General features: G+C 48.1%; 1 protein-coding gene. It reads right to left on the bottom strand.

What is annotated here, in order from left to right; translation table 11 throughout:
* Nucleotides 1-28: 28 nt before the first annotated feature.
* Nucleotides 29-21,469 carry a BapA/Bap/LapF family large adhesin gene (locus SOI76_RS03905; RefSeq protein WP_320541596.1) on the bottom strand — a complete coding sequence of 7,147 codons (21,441 nt, stop codon included), beginning with the start codon at nt 21,467-21,469 and terminating at the stop codon, nt 29-31.
* Between the last annotated feature and the right edge of the window lie 318 nt (nt 21,470-21,787).

Below are 21,787 nucleotides of genomic sequence, written 5' to 3'. Positions count from 1 at the left end.
CTCTTTTTTTTATAAGTCACTTATCAGATTAGAAAATGATTTGACCATTGTTGATCAAGTCATTCAATGTGACTGGACCAGTGAGGTTAGTCAATTGAAGCAATGGTGTTTCAGTGTAAGTACCTTCTACAAGTAATCCACCATCACGGTCTACGCTGATTGTCGCAGTTTGAGTACCAGCATCATAACTTACTGTCACATATTGACCGATTGTTAAGTTAGTTTGTGAACCAATTAACAAGTTACTTAAGTCAATCTTATCAGCCTGATCATCCGTTGCAGTATTACCTACATGGAAGTCAGTCCATACATCTACACCACCAGCTGTTGTATTACCACCAGTTGCATTAGTTACGCTTGCAGCTGTTAATGTGTTGTAGATCAAGGTATCAGAGCCATTACCAAGAGCAAATGTATCATTTGCCGCAGTACTCACTGCAAGGCTATTCAACTCTTGACTCAAGTTAATCGTCAATGAAGAAGTGTATTCACTACCATCAATCACCGAAACTAACTTGTAATCAATCACATCAACTGTCGCATTTGCAGCGCTGTCTAATGGTTTGTAGAAGTAAGAACCATCATTGTATAGATACAATGTGCCTTCACCTGTATCAACTCCTTGTCCAGCAGCTAGTTCATAAGTACCAGTTGTTGAGTTCATTACATAGAGCTGAGTACCTTCTACCACATCATTAGTAAGAACGTTGCCAGTAATCCAGTCGGTTTGACCATCTGGTGTGTATTGATCTAGATGAGTCGCTGTAGTTGTCACTACAGAATCTAGAGTTACAGCACCTAGAGAAATCAGACTTGATAAGCTGAATACTACACGATAAGTCCCTTCTGACAAATGAGGTACATCTGCTGAATATGCTGGGGCACCCAACACACCTGCTAATGCTGTCGCAGAACCAGAGTACGCTGTATTTACCCATGTTCCGCCAACCAATTGCTGAATTGTATATCCAGTCGTTGGAAGAGCCGACAAGCTTAACGATGCAGTGTAGTTCAACTGTACATGTACATCACTTACTGTATTTGCAGCTATTGTAAACTGACTAGAGGTTACTGTACTGCTTAATACAGGTAGTGGTGGGAAGCCAGCTAGGTTACCGATAGTCACGTTACCACTCGCAACATCTACAACTGGGTCTACCACTGGTGCCATGCTGATTGTTGCATCATCTGTATCAGCTATTACTGATGGCGTTGGAAGTGTAGCATCTGCCGAAGGATCTGCTGTATTCCAAGTTACATCAACATCTGGCGAACCAACTTGAACATGTAATGTAGCGGTATCAGTTCTACCAGTAACTGGATCTGTCACTGTGTAAGTGAAGCTATCAACTTTACCTACATTCGCCATATCCGCAGTTGCCTGATAGCTATAAGTACCATCTGAATTAATAGTCAGAGTTCCGTATGCACCAATAATCGTTTCTGGAGTACCCGCTACAATTGTAGCCGTATTACCATTTTCAGCTGTCACCGTGGTTACTACAGAAGTTGTCGTAATGTAGTCCGGCACATAGTTTGTACCGTAAACAGCAGAGTTATCATCAGCGAGTACATTACCAGTTACAGGATCAACAACCAGTACAGGCGGTTGAGTAATATCACCATGATTCAATGTGATATCCGCAGTCACACTACCTAAAGCTGTAAGTAATGTGTTGCTTTCCATGAACAACTCATAAGTACCGGCACTTAAGTTATCAATCTTGAATTGAACTTCAGAACCAAAGATACCTAACAAATCGATCACGCCAGTATCAGAGCTATCTGCAACTACAGTACGAGTGCCATCTGGATTTAATCGTGTTAATACCACATGTAAACCGTCGACAACCGTAGCAACCGAACCAAAGTTCACTGCAATAATCGCATCAGTCAGATTACCTGGATCAACTGTAAATGTCGCTGTACCTTCTTTAGAACCGATAACGATACCACCGACACCGAGTAACCAGTTGTAGCTAATCGCGTTATCAAGTACCTCAGTCGTTACTGGATAAACCATGTCTATTTCAGCTGAAGCAACGTTATCCATCGCATCTACTGGAAGCGGACTAGTAATTACAGCTGGTTGAGATGGATCTGCATCGTTCCAAGTCATATCTACACTGTCACTATCGAGACGAACGTAAAGTGTTGCCTCAGAAGTGTTACCCGTTACAGGATCAAGCAAGGTGTAGGTAAATTGATCTACCTGACCTAGGTTTGCTCCGTCTACAGTTGGGGTATAAGTGTAGTTACCATCTTGGTCAATCACCAATGTACCGTATGTACCAGTAATTGTTGCACCAGCAACTGGGTCAACCGCAACACCATTCACTTGAGAGATCACAGCACTGCTGCTTGCTGCATCAACTTCACCAGTGAGGCTCGCATCTTTGATGACATTACCAGAGATCGGTTCAACAGAGTAACCAGCCACGATGTATGGATTATAGACATCCATCGTACCAGTTAATGTTCCGCCCAAACCTACACCAAGTAAACCTTCATATCCGATGAATGCGCGATACTGTCCAGCATCCAATCCTTCAAGAACTGCTGTTGGTGTTCCACCGATAAGCGTTAGATCGATGAGTGAAGCTTCTGGGTTAGTACCACCAATCGATACCCATTGACCTGTTGCTTCATCAAATTTCTGAACAACAATCGCATAATCACTGAGTAAATCGGCAGTAATTAACGCATCGAATGTGAACGTTGCTGTACCTTCGCGGTTTGGATCAACAGTAAACTCTATTGCATCGTTACCAAGCAATTGTAAGTCGATACCTGCTAACGATACTGCTGCAAGGTAAGTTGAACTACCTAGAGCAACATCGTCTGCCACAAGCAATGGTTCAGGATTAATTTCTGCCATCACTACATTGTCTACTGCTTTCACAGAGCTCAATTGAATATTGAGATTTGCTTGAGCCGTATCATCAGTTAAAGGATCGATTAAGGTATATGTAAACTGATCAGTTTGTCCTACACCTGCCGCACTAGCAGTAGGCGTATAAGTGTATGAACCATCCAGGTTGATCACTAATGTACCGTAAGTACCAGTGATACTCGTGCCATCTGCTACAACAGGCTGACCATTAACCTCACTTATAACTGTTGTTGGAGTTACAACATCTACCTCACCTGCATCATTTATTTCTGTAATGACGTTACCTGCAGCAACTTCAGTGTAGTAGCCACCTACTTGTGTTGTGTCATAAACATCCATTGTGCCAGTTAAGGTACCCAGTAAACCGATACCTAGAAGACCGTTGTAAGTCATGAATGCACGGTATTGTCCTTCTTCTAGACCTTCAAGAACCACACCAGGAGTTGAACCTAGTAAAGTAAGATCAAGAATATCTGCTTGGCCACCACCATAGACCGAAGTCCATTGGCCTGTTACTGGGTCAAGTTTCTGAACTACTAGAGAGTAATCAGATAATGCATCTACTCCAATTAAAGCGCTGTAAGTAAAGGTCGCATTGCCTTCTTGACCAGCACCTACTGTAAAGCCAATTGACTCTGATCCTAACTGCAAATCAAGTCCAGCAAGCGATACAAGTGCTAGATAAGTGTTGCTTCCTAGTGCTGCATCATCTTGTACAAGCAATGGTTGAGGAGCAAGTACAGCTGTATCAGTGTTATCGAAAGCAATGATAGAGCTTGCAAGAGTATAAGTTTGCGTATCTTGAAGTGTACTAGCGTTTCCTGCGAGGTCTGTGAATGTCGCAGTAGCATCAACAGTTAAGTCTGAATCTGCTGCAAGACCACTACCAGCTACATCAACTGTCCAAGTACCTGCTACGGCATCAACTGTGGCTGTATAGTCAACACCATTTACAGTAACCACAACACCTGTTGTTACTGCATCTGTAGGGATGTTGGTCAATGTACCTGTTAAGGTCACTGATCCACCAGCTTCTGTCGCATCCAAGATGTTATCAGCAGTAACTGGGTCAATTGCTAACACAGTTGTAGTGATATCAGGTGGAGTAACATCTAGAGTTACCGTTACGTCTGCATCAGCAACATCTACGTTACCTTGTGCATCTACAGCCTCAGCATGAATCACAATCTGACCAGTCACAGGATCTGCTGCTGTTGCGGCAAGAGTCGCTGTAATGAAGCCGTTTACAAGGTCAGCTGCTGTCACGGTGTAGTTAGTACCGTTCACATTCACTACTGTGCCATCGATTGCATCCGGTCCCAACGCCACTTGTGCATTGAAGGTGCCGTCTGTACCAAGTTCTGCAGCATTCAAGATACCGTCGCCATTTAAGTCTTCAGGAACCGTAATCGCTGTAATCAGATCTTGTGGAGTTGTATCAATTGTTAAGGTTACATCTGCATCTGCAACATCGACGTTACCTTGTGCATCTACAGCCTCAGCATGAATCACAATCTGACCAGTCACAGGATCTGCTGCTGTTGCATCCAGAGTTGCTGTGATGAAGCCATTCGCAAGGTCAGCTGCAGTCACGGTGTAGTTGGTACCGTTAACATTTACCACTGTGCCATCGATTGCATCAGGTCCCAACGCCACTTGTGCATTGAATGTACCGTCTGTACCAAGTTCTGCAGCATTCAAGATACCGTCGCCATTTAAGTCTTCAGGAATCGTGATCGCTGTAATCACATCTTGTGGAGTTGTATCAATTGTTACTGTTACATCTGCATCAGCAACATCGACGTTACCTTGAGCATCTACAGCCTCAGCATGAATCACAATCTGACCAGTCACAGGATCTGCTGCTGTTGCATCCAGAGCTGCGGTGATGTAGCCGTTTGCAAGGTCAGTTGCTGTCACGGTGTAGTTAGTACCGTTAACATTCACCACTGTGCCATCGATTGCATCAGGTCCCAACGCCACTTGTGCATTGAAGCTGCCGTCTGTGCCTAGCTCGTCTGCATTCAAGATACCGTCGCCATTTAAGTCTTCAGGAATCGTGATCGCACCGATCAAGTCTGCAGGAACTGTGTCAACCGTTACTGTCACGTCTGCATCTGCAACATCTACGTTACCTTGTGGATCGACTGCTTCTGCATGGATCGCTACAGGGCCTTCGCCTGTCACAGGAATCGCTGCGGTGATGAAGCCGTTAGTAATATCAGCTGCAGTCACAGTGTAGTTAGTACCGTTGATATTCACTACTGTGCCATCGATTGCATCAGGTCCCAACGCCACTTGTGCATTGAAGCTGCCGTCTGTGCCTAGCTCGTCTGCGTTCAAGATACCGTCGCCATTTAAGTCTTCAGGAATCGTGATCGCACCGATCAGGTCTGCAGGCAAGGTATCTACAGTCACGGTGACGTCTGCATCTGCAACATCGACGTTACCTTGTGGATCGACTGCTTCTGCATGGATCGCTACAGGGCCTTCGCCTGTCACTGGAATCGCTGCGGTGATGAAGCCGTTGGTAATATCAGCTGCTGTCACGGTGTAGTTAGTACCGTTAACATTCACCACTGTGCCATCGATTGCATCAGGTCCCAATGCCACTTGTGCATTGAAGCTGCCGTCTGTGCCTAGCTCGTCTGCATTCAAGATACCGTCGCCATTTAAGTCTTCAGGAATCGTGATCGCACCGATCAGGTCTGCAGGTAAAGTATCTACAGTCACGGTGACGTCTGCATCTGCAACATCAAGGTTACCTTGTGCATCCACTGCTTCTGCATGGATCGCTACAGGGCCTTCGCCTGTCACAGGAATCGCTGCAGTGATGAAGCCGTTTGCAAGGTCAGCTGCTGTCACGGTGTAGTTAGTACCGTTCACATTCACTACTGTGCCATCGATTGCATCCGGTCCCAACGCCACTTGTGCATTGAAGGTGCCGTCTGTACCAAGTTCTGCAGCATTCAAGATACCGTCGCCATTTAAGTCTTCAGGAACCGTAATCGCTGTAATCAGATCTTGTGGAGTTGTATCAATTGTTAAGGTTACATCTGCATCTGCAACATCGACGTTACCTTGTGCATCTACAGCCTCAGCATGAATCACAATCTGACCAGTCACAGGATCTGCTGCTGTTGCATCCAGAGTTGCTGTGATGAAGCCATTCGCAAGGTCAGCTGCAGTCACGGTGTAGTTGGTACCGTTAACATTTACCACTGTGCCATCGATTGCATCAGGTCCCAACGCCACTTGTGCATTGAATGTACCGTCTGTACCAAGTTCTGCAGCATTCAAGATACCGTCGCCATTTAAGTCTTCAGGAATCGTGATCGCTGTAATCAGATCTTGTGGAGTTGTATCAATTGTTAAGGTTACATCTGCATCTGCAACATCGACGTTACCTTGTGCATCTACAGCCTCAGCATGAATCACAATCTGACCAGTCACAGGATCTGCTGCTGTTGCATCCAGAGTTGCTGTGATGAAGCCATTCGCAAGGTCAGCTGCAGTCACGGTGTAGTTGGTACCGTTAACATTTACCACTGTGCCATCGATTGCATCAGGTCCCAACGCCACTTGTGCATTGAATGTACCGTCTGTACCAAGTTCTGCAGCATTCAAGATACCGTCGCCATTTAAGTCTTCAGGAATCGTGATCGCTGTAATCACATCTTGTGGAGTTGTATCAATTGTTACTGTTACATCTGCATCAGCAACATCGACGTTACCTTGAGCATCTACAGCCTCAGCATGAATCACAATCTGACCAGTCACAGGATCTGCTGCTGTTGCATCCAGAGCTGCGGTGATGTAGCCGTTTGCAAGGTCAGTTGCTGTCACGGTGTAGTTAGTACCGTTAACATTCACCACTGTGCCATCGATTGCATCAGGTCCCAACGCCACTTGTGCATTGAAGCTGCCGTCTGTGCCTAGCTCGTCTGCATTCAAGATACCGTCGCCATTTAAGTCTTCAGGAATCGTGATCGCACCGATCAAGTCTGCAGGAACTGTGTCAACCGTTACTGTCACGTCTGCATCTGCAACATCTACGTTACCTTGTGGATCGACTGCTTCTGCATGGATCGCTACAGGGCCTTCGCCTGTCACAGGAATCGCTGCGGTGATGAAGCCGTTAGTAATATCAGCTGCAGTCACAGTGTAGTTAGTACCGTTGATATTCACTACTGTGCCATCGATTGCATCAGGTCCCAACGCCACTTGTGCATTGAAGCTGCCGTCTGTGCCTAGCTCGTCTGCGTTCAAGATACCGTCGCCATTTAAGTCTTCAGGAATCGTGATCGCACCGATCAGGTCTGCAGGCAAGGTATCTACAGTCACGGTGACGTCTGCATCTGCAACATCGACGTTACCTTGTGGATCGACTGCTTCTGCATGGATCGCTACAGGGCCTTCGCCTGTCACTGGAATCGCTGCGGTGATGAAGCCGTTGGTAATATCAGCTGCTGTCACGGTGTAGTTAGTACCGTTAACATTCACCACTGTGCCATCGATTGCATCAGGTCCCAATGCCACTTGTGCATTGAAGCTGCCGTCTGTGCCTAGCTCGTCTGCATTCAAGATACCGTCGCCATTTAAGTCTTCAGGAATCGTGATCGCACCGATCAGGTCTGCAGGTAAAGTATCTACAGTCACGGTGACGTCTGCATCTGCAACATCAAGGTTACCTTGTGCATCCACTGCTTCTGCATGGATCGCTACAGGGCCTTCGCCTGTCACAGGAATCGCTGCAGTGATGAAGCCGTTTGCAAGGTCAGCTGCTGTCACGGTGTAGTTAGTACCGTTCACATTCACTACTGTGCCATCGATTGCATCCGGTCCCAACGCCACTTGTGCATTGAAGGTGCCGTCTGTACCAAGTTCTGCAGCATTCAAGATACCGTCGCCATTTAAGTCTTCAGGAACCGTAATCGCTGTAATCAGATCTTGTGGAGTTGTATCAATTGTTAAGGTTACATCTGCATCTGCAACATCGACGTTACCTTGTGCATCTACAGCCTCAGCATGAATCACAATCTGACCAGTCACAGGATCTGCTGCTGTTGCATCCAGAGTTGCTGTGATGAAGCCATTCGCAAGGTCAGCTGCAGTCACGGTGTAGTTGGTACCGTTAACATTTACCACTGTGCCATCGATTGCATCAGGTCCCAACGCCACTTGTGCATTGAATGTACCGTCTGTACCAAGTTCTGCAGCATTCAAGATACCGTCGCCATTTAAGTCTTCAGGAATCGTGATCGCTGTAATCAGATCTTGTGGAGTTGTATCAATTGTTAAGGTTACATCTGCATCTGCAACATCGACGTTACCTTGTGCATCTACAGCCTCAGCATGAATCACAATCTGACCAGTCACAGGATCTGCTGCTGTTGCATCCAGAGTTGCTGTGATGAAGCCATTCGCAAGGTCAGCTGCAGTCACGGTGTAGTTGGTACCGTTAACATTTACCACTGTGCCATCGATTGCATCAGGTCCCAACGCCACTTGTGCATTGAATGTACCGTCTGTACCAAGTTCTGCAGCATTCAAGATACCGTCGCCATTTAAGTCTTCAGGAATCGTGATCGCTGTAATCACATCTTGTGGAGTTGTATCAATTGTTACTGTTACATCTGCATCAGCAACATCGACGTTACCTTGAGCATCTACAGCCTCAGCATGAATCACAATCTGACCAGTCACAGGATCTGCTGCTGTTGCATCCAGAGCTGCGGTGATGTAGCCGTTTGCAAGGTCAGTTGCTGTCACGGTGTAGTTAGTACCGTTAACATTCACCACTGTGCCATCGATTGCATCAGGTCCCAACGCCACTTGTGCATTGAAGCTGCCGTCTGTGCCTAGCTCGTCTGCATTCAAGATACCGTCGCCATTTAAGTCTTCAGGAATCGTGATCGCTGTAATCACATCTTGTGGAGTTGTATCAATTGTTACTGTTACATCTGCATCAGCAACATCGACGTTACCTTGAGCATCTACAGCCTCAGCATGAATCACAATCTGACCAGTCACAGGATCTGCTGCTGTTGCATCCAGAGCTGCGGTGATGTAGCCGTTTGCAAGGTCAGTTGCTGTCACGGTGTAGTTAGTACCGTTAACATTCACCACTGTGCCATCGATTGCATCAGGTCCCAACGCCACTTGTGCATTGAAGCTGCCGTCTGTGCCAAGCTCGTCTGCGTTCAAGATACCGTCGCCATTTAAGTCTTCAGGAATCGTGATCGCACCGATCAAGTCTGCAGGAACTGTGTCAACCGTTACGGTGACGTCTGCATCTGCAACATCTACGTTACCTTGTGGATCGATTGCTTCTGCATGGATCGCTACTGGGCCTTCGCCTGTTACAGGAATCGCTGCGGTGATGAAGCCGTTGGTAATATCAGCTGCAGTCACGGTGTAGTTAGTACCGTTGACATTCACTACTGTGCCGTCGATTGCATCAGGTCCCAACGCCACTTGTGCATTGAAGCTGCCGTCTGTGCCAAGCTCGTCTGCATTCAAGATACCGTCGCCATTTAAGTCTTCAGGAATCGTGATCGCACCGATCAAGTCTGCAGGAACTGTGTCAACCGTTACGGTGACGTCTGCATCTGCAACATCTACGTTACCTTGTGGATCGATTGCTTCTGCATGGATCGCTACTGGGCCTTCGCCTGTTACAGGAATCGCTGCGGTGATGAAGCCGTTGGTAATATCAGCTGCAGTCACGGTGTAGTTAGTACCGTTGACATTCACTACTGTGCCGTCGATTGCATCAGGTCCCAACGCCACTTGTGCATTGAAGCTGCCGTCTGTGCCAAGCTCGTCTGCATTCAAGATACCGTCGCCATTTAAGTCTTCAGGAATCGTGATCGCACCGATCAAGTCTGCAGGAACTGTGTCAACCGTTACGGTGACGTCTGCATCTGCAACATCTACGTTACCTTGTGGATCGATTGCTTCTGCATGGATCGCTACTGGGCCTTCGCCTGTTACAGGAATCGCTGCAGTGATGAAGCCGTTTGCAAGGTCAGCTGCAGTCACGGTGTAGTTAGTACCGTTCACATTCACCACTGTGCCGTCGATTGCATCAGGTCCCAACGCCACTTGTGCATTGAAGCTGCCGTCTGTGCCAAGCTCGTCTGCATTCAAGATACCGTCGCCATTTAAGTCTTCAGGAATCGTGATCGCACCGATCAAGTCTGCAGGAACTGTGTCAACCGTTACGGTGACGTCTGCATCTGCAACATCTACGTTACCTTGTGGATCGATTGCTTCTGCATGGATCGCTACTGGGCCTTCGCCTGTTACAGGAATCGCTGCAGTGATGAAGCCGTTTGCAAGGTCAGCTGCAGTCACGGTGTAGTTAGTACCGTTCACATTCACCACTGTGCCGTCGATTGCATCAGGTCCCAACGCCACTTGTGCATTGAAGCTGCCGTCTGTGCCTAGCTCGTCTGCATTCAAGATACCGTCGCCATTTAAGTCTTCAGGAATCGTGATCGCACCGATCAAGTCTGCAGGAACTGTGTCAACCGTTACTGTCACGTCTGCATCTGCAACATCTACGTTACCTTGTGGATCGACTGCTTCTGCATGGATCGCTACAGGGCCTTCGCCTGTCACAGGAATCGCTGCGGTGATGAAGCCGTTAGTAATATCAGCTGCAGTCACAGTGTAGTTAGTACCGTTGATATTCACTACTGTGCCATCGATTGCATCAGGTCCCAACGCCACTTGTGCATTGAAGCTGCCGTCTGTGCCTAGCTCGTCTGCATTCAAGATACCGTCGCCATTTAAGTCTTCAGGAATCGTGATCGCACCGATCAGGTCTGCAGGGACTGTATCAATAGTAAGCGTAGCTGTATCTGTAGCAGTATTACCAGCTGGATCAGTTGCAGTTACAGTTACAGTATGAGGACCATCTATTAATGCAGGTAAAGTATTGTCTGCAAGTGTCCATGTGCCATCGCCATTGTTTACTGCTGGATAATCTGTGCCATCCACATTCACAACAACTGTTGCTGTTGGGTCATTAATCGCTCCTGTTAAAGCAGGAGTCGTGTCATTAGTAACCACATCATCTAAAGATACGACTGGAACGCTAGTATCAATCGTCACCACTGCTGTATCTGTACCTGCATTGCCTGCAGGGTCTGTTGCAGTCACGGTAATGGTGTGTGGACCATCAGTTAACGCAGGCAGTGTATTGTCTGCAAGCGTCCAGGTGCCATCACCATTGTTCACTGCTGGATAGTCAGTGCCATCCACATTGACAACCACTGTTGCTGTTGGGTCATTAATCGCTCCTGTTAAAGCAGGAGTCGTGTCATTAGTAACCACATCATCTAAAGATACGACTGGAACGCTGGTATCAATCGTCACCACTGCTGTATCTGTACCTGCATTGCCTGCTGCATCTGTTGCCGTCACGGTAATGGTGTGTGGACCATCAGTTAACGCAGGCAGTGTATTGTCTGCAAGTGTCCAGGTGCCGTCACCATTGTTGACTGCCGGATAGTCAGTGCCATCCACGTTCACCACCACAGTTGCAGTCGGATCGTTCACTGTACCAGTCAGTGCTGGTGTGCTGTCATTGGTCAACACGTCATCCAGCGCAACCACCGGCGGTGTGATGTCTGCAGAGACTGTGCCTGTACCTGGCAATGATGTATTGCCTGCAGGGTCAGTCGCTGTTGCAGTTACTGTATCACCATCCACCAGGTTACCCGGGTTTGGTACTGACCATGTGCCGTCTGTGCCTGCTACCACTGTTGCAGTTGTGCCATCAGGATAAGTCACAGTCACGGTTGAACCCGCTTCTGCTGTACCGCTCACTGGGTCAGTTGCATTGATTGGATCAAGTACCGGTGCATTTGGTGCTGTGGTATCAATGGTCACCACTGCTGTATCGGTACCTGCATTGCCTGCTGCATCTGTTGCAGTCACGGTAATGGTGTGTGGACCGTCAGTTAACGCAGGAAGTGTATTGTCTGCAAGCGTCCAGGTGCCGTCACCATTGTTCACTGCCGGATAGTCAGTGCCATCCACGTTCACAACTACAGTTGCAGTCGGATCGTTCACTGTACCCGTGAGTGCTGGTGTGCTGTCATTCGTCAACACATCATCAAGTGCAACCACCGGCGGTGTGATGTCTGCAGAGACTGTGCCTGTACCTGGCAATGATGTATTGCCTGCAGGGTCAGTCGCTGTTGCAGTTACTGTATCACCATCCACCAGGTTACCCGGGTTTGGTACTGACCATGTGCCGTCTGTGCCTGCTACCACTGTTGCAGTTGTGCCATCAGGATAAGTCACAGTCACGGTTGAACCCGCTTCTGCTGTACCGCTCACTGGGTCAGTTGCATTGATTGGATCAAGTACCGGTGCATTTGGTGCTGTGGTATCAATGGTCACCACTGCTGTATCGGTACCTGCATTGCCTGCTGCATCTGTTGCCGTCACGGTAATGGTGTGTGGACCGTCAGTTAACGCAGGAAGTGTATTGTCTGCAAGCGTCCAGGTGCCGTCACCATTGTTCACTGCCGGATAGTCAGTGCCATCTACATTGACAACCACAGTGGCAGTCGGATCGTTCACTGTACCGCTAAGTGCTGGTGTGCTGTCATTGGTCAACACGTCATCCAGCGCAACCACCGGCGGTGTGATGTCTGCAGAGACTGTGCCTGTACCTGGCAATGATGTATTGCCTGCAGGGTCAGTCGCTGTTGCAGTTACTGTATCACCATCCACCAGGTTACCCGGGTTTGGTACTGACCATGTGCCGTCTGTGCCTGCTACCACTGTTGCAGTTGTGCCATCAGGATAAGTCACAGTCACGGTTGAACCAGCTTCTGCTGTACCGCTCACTGGGTCAGTTGCATTGATTGGATCAAGTACCGGTGCATTTGGTGCTGTGGTATCAATGGTCACCACTGCTGTATCTGTACCTGCATTGCCTGCTGCATCTGTTGCCGTCACGGTAATGGTGTGTGGACCGTCAGTTAACGCAGGCAGTGTATTGTCTGCAAGTGTCCAGGTGCCGTCACCATTGTTCACTGCCGGATAGTCAGTGCCATCTACATTGACAACCACAGTGGCAGTCGGATCGTTCACTGTACCGCTAAGTGCTGGTGTGCTGTCATTGGTCAACACGTCATCCAGCGCAACCACCGGCGGTGTGATGTCTGCAGAGACTGTGCCTGTACCTGGCAATGATGTATTGCCTGCAGGGTCAGTCGCTGTTGCAGTTACTGTATCACCATCCACCAGGTTACCCGGGTTTGGTACTGACCATGTGCCGTCTGTGCCTGCTACCACTGTTGCAGTTGTGCCATCAGGATAAGTCACAGTCACGGTTGAACCAGCTTCTGCTGTACCGCTCACTGGGTCAGTTGCATTGATTGGATCAAGTACCGGTGCATTTGGTGCTGTGGTATCAATGGTCACCACTGCTGTATCTGTACCTGCATTGCCTGCAGGGTCTGTTGCAGTCACGGTAATGGTGTGTGGACCGTCAGTTAACGCAGGAAGTGTATTGTCTGCAAGTGTCCAGGTGCCGTCACCATTGTTCACTGCCGGATAGTCAGTGCCATCTACATTGACAACCACAGTGGCAGTCGGATCGTTCACTGTACCGCTAAGTGCTGGTGTGCTGTCATTGGTCAACACGTCATCCAGCGCAACCACCGGCGGTGTGATGTCTGCAGAGACTGTGCCTGTACCTGGCAATGATGTATTGCCTGCAGGGTCAGTCGCTGTTGCAGTTACTGTATCACCATCCACCAGGTTACCCGGGTTTGGTACTGACCATGTGCCGTCTGTGCCTGCTACCACTGTTGCAGTTGTGCCATCAGGATAAGTCACAGTCACGGTTGAACCAGCTTCTGCTGTACCGCTCACTGGGTCAGTTGCATTGATTGGATCAAGTACCGGTGCATTTGGTGCTGTGGTATCAATGGTCACCACTGCTGTATCGGTACCTGCATTGCCTGCAGGGTCTGTTGCAGTCACGGTAATGGTGTGTGGACCGTCAGTTAACGCAGGAAGTGTATTGTCTGCAAGCGTCCAGGTGCCGTCACCATTGTTCACTGCCGGATAGTCAGTGCCATCCACGTTCACAACTACAGTTGCAGTCGGATCGTTCACTGTACCCGTGAGTGCTGGTGTGCTGTCATTCGTCAACACATCATCAAGTGCAACCACCGGCGGTGTGATGTCTGCAGAGACTGTGCCTGTACCTGGCAATGATGTATTGCCTGCAGGGTCAGTCGCTGTTGCAGTTACTGTATCACCATCCACCAGGTTACCCGGGTTTGGTACTGACCATGTGCCGTCTGTGCCTGCTACCACTGTTGCAGTTGTGCCATCAGGATAAGTCACAGTCACGGTTGAACCCGCTTCTGCTGTACCGCTCACTGGGTCAGTTGCATTGATTGGATCAAGTACCGGTGCATTTGGTGCTGTGGTATCAATGGTCACCACTGCTGTATCGGTACCTGCATTGCCTGCTGCATCTGTTGCCGTCACGGTAATGGTGTGTGGACCGTCAGTTAACGCAGGAAGTGTATTGTCTGCAAGCGTCCAGGTGCCGTCACCATTGTTCACTGCCGGATAGTCAGTGCCATCTACATTGACAACCACAGTGGCAGTCGGATCGTTCACTGTACCGCTAAGTGCTGGTGTGCTGTCATTGGTCAACACGTCATCCAGCGCAACCACCGGCGGTGTGATGTCTGCAGAGACTGTGCCTGTACCTGGCAATGATGTATTGCCTGCAGGGTCAGTTGCTGTTGCTGTAACCGTATCGCCATCCACCAGGTTACCTGGGTTTGGTACTGACCATGTGCCATCTGTACCTGCTACCACTGTTGCAGTGGTGCCATCAGGATAAGTCACAGTCACGGTTGAACCCGCTTCTGCTGTACCGCTCACTGGGTCAGTTGCATTGATTGGATCAAGTACCGGTGCATTTGGTGCTGTGGTATCAATCGTCACCACTGCTGTATCGGTACCTGCATTGCCTGCTGCATCTGTTGCCGTCACGGTAATGGTGTGTGGACCGTCAGTTAACGCAGGAAGTGTATTGTCTGCAAGTGTCCAGGTGCCGTCACCATTGTTCACTGCCGGATAGTCAGTGCCATCTACATTGACAACCACAGTGGCAGTCGGATCGTTCACTGTACCGCTAAGTGCTGGTGTGCTGTCATTGGTCAACACGTCATCCAGCGCAACCACCGGCGGTGTGATGTCTGCAGAGACTGTGCCTGTACCTGGCAATGATGTATTGCCTGCAGGGTCAGTCGCTGTTGCAGTTACTGTATCACCATCCACCAGGTTACCCGGGTTTGGTACTGACCATGTGCCGTCTGTGCCTGCTACCACTGTTGCAGTTGTGCCATCAGGATAAGTCACAGTCACGGTTGAACCCGCTTCTGCTGTACCGCTCACTGGGTCAGTTGCATTGATTGGATCAAGTACCGGTGCATTTGGTGCTGTGGTATCAATGGTCACCACTGCTGTATCTGTACCTGCATTGCCTGCTGCATCTGTTGCCGTCACGGTAATGGTGTGTGGACCGTCAGTTAACGCAGGCAGTGTATTGTCTGCAAGCGTCCAGGTGCCGTCACCATTGTTCACTGCCGGATAGTCAGTGCCATCCACGTTCACCACCACAGTTGCAGTCGGATCGTTCACTGTACCCGTAAGTGCTGGTGTGCTGTCATTGGTCAACACGTCATCCAGCGCAACCACAGGTGCTGTGATGTCTGCAGACACTGTGCCTGTACCTGGCAATGACGTATTGCCTGCAGGGTCAGTTGCTGTTGCAGTTACTGTATCACCATCCACCAGGTTACCCGGGTTTGGTACTGACCAGCTGCCGTCTGTGCCTGCTACCACTGTTGCAGTGGTGCCATCAGGATAAGTCACAGTCACGGTTGAACCCGCTTCTGCTGTACCGCTCACTGGGTCAGTTGCATTGATTGGATCAAGTACCGGTGCATTTGGTGCTGTGGTATCAATCGTTACCACTGCTGTATCGGTACCTGCATTGCCTGCTGCATCTGTTGCCGTCACGGTAATGGTGTGTGGACCGTCAGTTAACGCAGGCAGTGTATTGTCTGCAAGTGTCCAGGTGCCGTCACCATTGTTCACTGCCGGATAGTCAGTGCCATCCACGTTCACCACCACAGTTGCAGTCGGATCGTTCACTGTACCCGTAAGTGCTGGTGTGCTGTCATTGGTCAACACGTCATCCAGCGCAACCACAGGTGCTGTGATGTCTGCAGACACTGTGCCTGTACCTGGCAATGACGTATTGCCTGCAGGGTCAGTTGCTGTTGCAGTTACTGTATCACCATCCACCAGGTTACCCGGGTTTGGTACTGACCAGCTGCCGTCTGTGCCTGCTACCACTGTTGCAGTGGTGCCATCAGGATAAGTCACAGTCACGGTTGAACCCGCTTCTGCTGTACCGCTCACTGGGTCAGTTGCATTGATTGGATCAAGTACCGGTGCATTTGGTGCTGTGGTATCAATCGTTACCACTGCTGTATCGGTACCTGCATTGCCTGCTGCATCTGTTGCCGTCACGGTAATGGTGTGTGGACCGTCAGTTAACGCAGGAAGTGTATTGTCTGCAAGTGTCCAGGTGCCGTCACCATTGTTCACTGCCGGATAGTCAGTGCCATCTACATTGACAACCACAGTGGCAGTCGGATCGTTCACTGTACCCGTAAGTGCTGGTGTGCTGTCATTGGTCAACACGTCATCCAGCGCAACCACCGGCGGTGTGATGTCTGCAGAGACTGTGCCTGTACCTGGCAATGATGTATTGCCTGCAGGGTCAGTCGCTGTTGCAGTTACTGTATCACCATCCACCAGGTTACCCGGGTTTGGTACTGACCATGTGCCGTCTGTGCCTGCTACCACTGTTGCAGTTGTGCCATCAGGATAAGTCACAGTCACGGTTGAACCCGCTTCTGCTGTACCGCTCACTGGGTCAGTTGCATTGATTGGATCAAGTACCGGTGCATTTGGTGCTGTGGTATCAATCGTTACCACTGCTGTATCGGTACCTGCATTGCCTGCTGCATCTGTTGCCGTCACGGTAATGGTGTGTGGACCGTCAGTTAACGCAGGAAGTGTATTGTCTGCAAGTGTCCAGGTGCCGTCACCATTGTTCACTGCCGGATAGTCAGTGCCATCTACATTGACAACCACAGTGGCAGTCGGATCGTTCACTGTACCCGTAAGTGCTGGTGTGCTGTCATTGGTCAACACGTCATCCAGCGCAACCACCGGCGGTGTGATGTCTGCAGAGACTGTGCCTGTACCTGGCAATGATGTATTGCCTGCAGGGTCAGTCGCTGTTGCAGTTACTGTATCACCATCCACCAGGTTACCCGGGTTTGGTACTGACCATGTGCCGTCTGTGCCTGCTACCACTGTTGCAGTTGTGCCATCAGGATAAGTCACAGTCACGGTTGAACCCGCTTCTGCTGTACCGCTCACTGGGTCAGTTGCATTGATTGGATCAAGTACCGGTGCATTTGGTGCTGTGGTATCAATGGTCACCACTGCTGTATCGGTACCTGCATTGCCTGCAGGGTCTGTTGCAGTCACGGTAATGGTGTGTGGACCGTCAGTTAACGCAGGAAGTGTATTGTCTGCAAGCGTCCAGGTGCCGTCACCATTGTTCACTGCCGGATAGTCAGTGCCATCTACATTGACAACCACAGTGGCAGTCGGATCGTTCACTGTACCCGTAAGTGCTGGTGTGCTGTCATTGGTCAACACGTCATCAAGTGCAACCACCGGCGGTGTGATGTCTGCAGAGACTGTGCCTGTACCTGGCAATGATGTATTGCCTGCAGGGTCAGTCGCTGTTGCAGTTACTGTATCACCATCCACCAGGTTACCCGGGTTTGGTACTGACCATGTGCCGTCTGTGCCTGCTACCACTGTTGCAGTTGTGCCATCAGGATAAGTCACAGTCACGGTTGAACCCGCTTCTGCTGTACCGCTCACTGGGTCAGTTGCATTGATTGGATCAAGTACCGGTGCATTTGGTGCTGTGGTATCAATCGTCACCACTGCTGTATCGGTACCTGCATTGCCTGCTGCATCTGTTGCCGTCACGGTAATGGTGTGTGGACCGTCAGTTAACGCAGGAAGTGTATTGTCTGCAAGTGTCCAGGTGCCGTCACCATTGTTCACTGCCGGATAGTCAGTGCCATCTACATTGACAACCACAGTGGCAGTCGGATCGTTCACTGTACCCGTAAGTGCTGGTGTGCTGTCATTGGTCAACACGTCATCAAGTGCAACCACCGGCGGTGTGATGTCTGCAGAGACTGTGCCTGTACCTGGCAATGATGTATTGCCTGCAGGGTCAGTCGCTGTTGCAGTTACTGTATCACCATCCACCAGGTTACCCGGGTTTGGTACTGACCATGTGCCATCTGTACCTGCTACCACTGTTGCAGTTGTGCCATCAGGATAAGTCACAGTCACGGTTGAACCCGCTTCTGCTGTACCGCTCACTGGGTCAGTTGCATTGATCGGATCAAGTACAGGTGCATTTGGTGCTGTGGTATCGATTGTATATGTTTGTGTATCGTTAACACTGCTGCTGTTACCTGCTGCATCTGTAAACGTTACTTTCGCATCAATAGTTTGATCTGTATCCGCAGTTAAGTCACTGCCCGGTACACTTACTGTCCATGTACCTGCTGCATTATCTACAGTTGCAGTATACGTCTGGCCATTGATCACAACAGTTACTACTGTATTTGCTGCATCTGCCGGAACATTTTTCAATACACCTGTAACAGTAACGTTACCTGACGCTTCTGATGCATTAATCACATTGTCAGCTGTTACTGAGTCAACCGTGAAGTTAACACCATCGGTATTTGGGCCAACTGCATCAACAGTAGCTGTACCTGGTACAGATGGGTTGCCTGCTGGGTCAGTAGCAATTGCCTCAACTTTATCACCATCATTTAAACCTGGATTTGGTACTGTCCAAGTACCATCTGGCCCTGCAACTACAGTTGCTGTATTACCATCGGGATAAGTCACAGTTACTGTTGAACCAGGTTCTGCCGTACCTGTAATCGGGTCTACCCCATTAACCGGGTTAATTACTGGCGCATTTGGTGCTGTGGTATCGATTGTATATGTTTGTGTATCGTTAACACTGCTGCTGTTACCTGCTGCATCTGTAAACGTTACTTTCGCATCAATAGTTTGATCTGTATCCGCAGTTAAGTCACTGCCCGGTACACTTACTGTCCATGTACCTGCTGCATTATCTACAGTTGCAGTATACGTCTGGCCATTGATCACAACAGTTACTACTGTATTTGCTGCATCTGCCGGAACATTTTTCAATACACCTGTAACAGTAACGTTACCTGACGCTTCTGATGCATTAATCACATTGTCAGCTGTTACTGAGTCAACCGTGAAGTTAACACCATCGGTATTTGGGCCAACTGCATCAACAGTAGCTGTACCTGGTAAAGATGGGTTGCCTGCTGGATCTGTAGCAATTGCCTCAACTTTATCACCATCATTCAAGCCTGGGTTTGGTACAGTCCAAGTACCATCCGGTCCTGCTACAACTGTTGCTGTGTCACCATTAGGATAGGTTACTGTTACGGTTGAACCAGGTTCTGCAGTACCTGTAATCGGATCTGTCCCGTTAACTGGGTCGATCACTGGCGCTGAAGGAGCAGCTGTATCCAGTGTATAAGTTTGTGTATCGTTAACTGTGCTGCTATTACCTGCTGCATCTGTAAACGTTACTTTGGCATCAATCGTTTTATCTGTATCAGCAACCAAACCGCTGCCCGGTACACTTACTGTCCATGTACCTGCTGTGCTATCTACAGTCGCAGTATACGTCTGACCATTGATCACAACAGTGACCACTGTATTTGTTGCATCTGACGGAACGTTTTTCAATACACCTGTAACAGTGACATTACCTGATGCTTCTGATGCATTAATTACATTATCAGAAGTAACAGGATCAACTACAAAGTTGACACCAGCTGTATTTGGTGCAGCTGTGTCAACAGTCACAACACCTATATCAGTACCTTTATTACCTGCTGCATCAGTTGCAGTCACGGTAACAGTGTGTGGTCCATCGGTGAGTGTTGGCAATGTATTATCTGCAAGCGTCCAGGTGCCGTCACCGTTATTTACTGCAGGATAATCAACACCATCAATAGTAACCACAACAGTCGCTGTTGGGTCACTTACAGTACCTGTTAATGCAGGAGTATTATCATTAGTAGAAACATCTTCAAGTACAACCGTTGGTGCAGTCGTATCAAGTGTATAAGTTTGTGTATCGCTAACCGTACTGCTGTTACCTGCTGCATCTGTAAACGTTACAGTAGCATCAATGGTTTTATCTGCATCAGCCTCTAAGCCACTGCCAGGCACATTTACTGTCCATGTTCCTGCTGTACTATCTACAGTGGCAGTATAAGTCACCCCATTCACAACAACTGTTACTACAGTATTGGTTGCATCTGACGGAATATTTTTCAAAACACCTGTAATAGTGACATCACCAGCCGCTTCTGATGCATTAATCACATTGTCAGCTGTTACAGAATCAACCGAAAAATCAACCTCATCTGTATTAGGAGCAGCAGTATCAATCGTATAAGTTTGTGTATCTTTAACAGTACTGCTATTACCTGCCGCATCTGTAAACGTTACAGTAGCATCAATGGTTTTATCTGCATCAGCTGTTAAACCACTACCCGGTACACTTACTGTCCATGTACCCGCTGTTTTGTCTACAGTTGCAGTGTATGTCTGACCATTAATCACAACTGTAACGGCTGTATTCGCCGCATCTGCTGGAATATTTTTCAATACACCTGTAATGGTGACATTGCCCGCTGCTTCCGATGCATTAATTACATTGTCAGAAGTAACAGGGTCAACTGTGAAGGTCACCCCATCTGTACTTGGAGGTGTTGTATCGGTAGGTGTTGAAGAATCATCATCACTATCACTGTTCGATGCAGCAGCAATAATACCACCTGCAACTAATGGGATAGCCCATAACCATGGGTTTATGCCTGCATCGTGATAAAGTAATGGTTCAATTGAAGAAATAGGCTGATAAATAACATCAGACACCAACTCTTGTGGCGCTTCTGCTGGTAAAGCAGCTGGTAAATCTTCTGCTACCAGCGCTTGTGGTTCAACATCGCTGTCGGCATCGGCATCTGCGTCAGCATCTGCGTCGGCATCATTTTCAGCATCTTTGAATTTTGCCCAAATTAACTGTCCATTTTCGTCTTGGAAAACAAGGCTGTTATCTTTAGGTTCAGCTGTACCGCTAAAGAAGTCTTCAATAACAATAGTCTGGCCATTTTTCAGGCGAATAACTGCATTGGTACCCTCCCTATTTACTACCAACACATCACTGGCAGCTACATTTACCAATACGACCGATGCTTCTGAAAGTTTTGCAGAAGTTCCCTCTGTTGTTGCTAAGGTTTTATGATTGTCCTTAGCAATAATTTGTATTTCAGGCATATCTGTATTCCTTTTATATTATTGATTTAAATGATTTTATGTATAATTCTTTTTACTTAATGTTTCTAAGTTTTTGACCTACAACTTAAAAACATTAAGTAATGTGATCATTTTTACATTAAACACTTTAAAATAAAAAAAACAAATACTAAAGTACCTAAAGAAAAAATTTTAATTAATACAAATTATATATAAGTCTTTATTAGGTTTTTCTTGTGTTAATTTAATAAAAAATTGCGTTAAACGTTTTATATATAAAACAAATTTAATATTTCATTATTTACTGTTTGTTGGAAAATCATTTAATTAAAATATTTA

Source organism: Acinetobacter pittii (assembly GCF_034064985.1).
GTDB classification, from domain to species: Bacteria; Pseudomonadota; Gammaproteobacteria; order Pseudomonadales; family Moraxellaceae; genus Acinetobacter; species Acinetobacter pittii_H.
The sequence above is the reverse complement of the archived record's forward strand: the minus strand, read 5'-3'. Positions and strand labels throughout refer to the sequence as shown.

Bases quoted from the DNA above. Each gene is read 5' to 3' on its own strand.
- SOI76_RS03905 (WP_320541596.1), bottom strand. From the start codon at position 21,469: ATGCCTGAAATACAAATTATTGCTAAGGACAATCATAAAACCTTAGCA.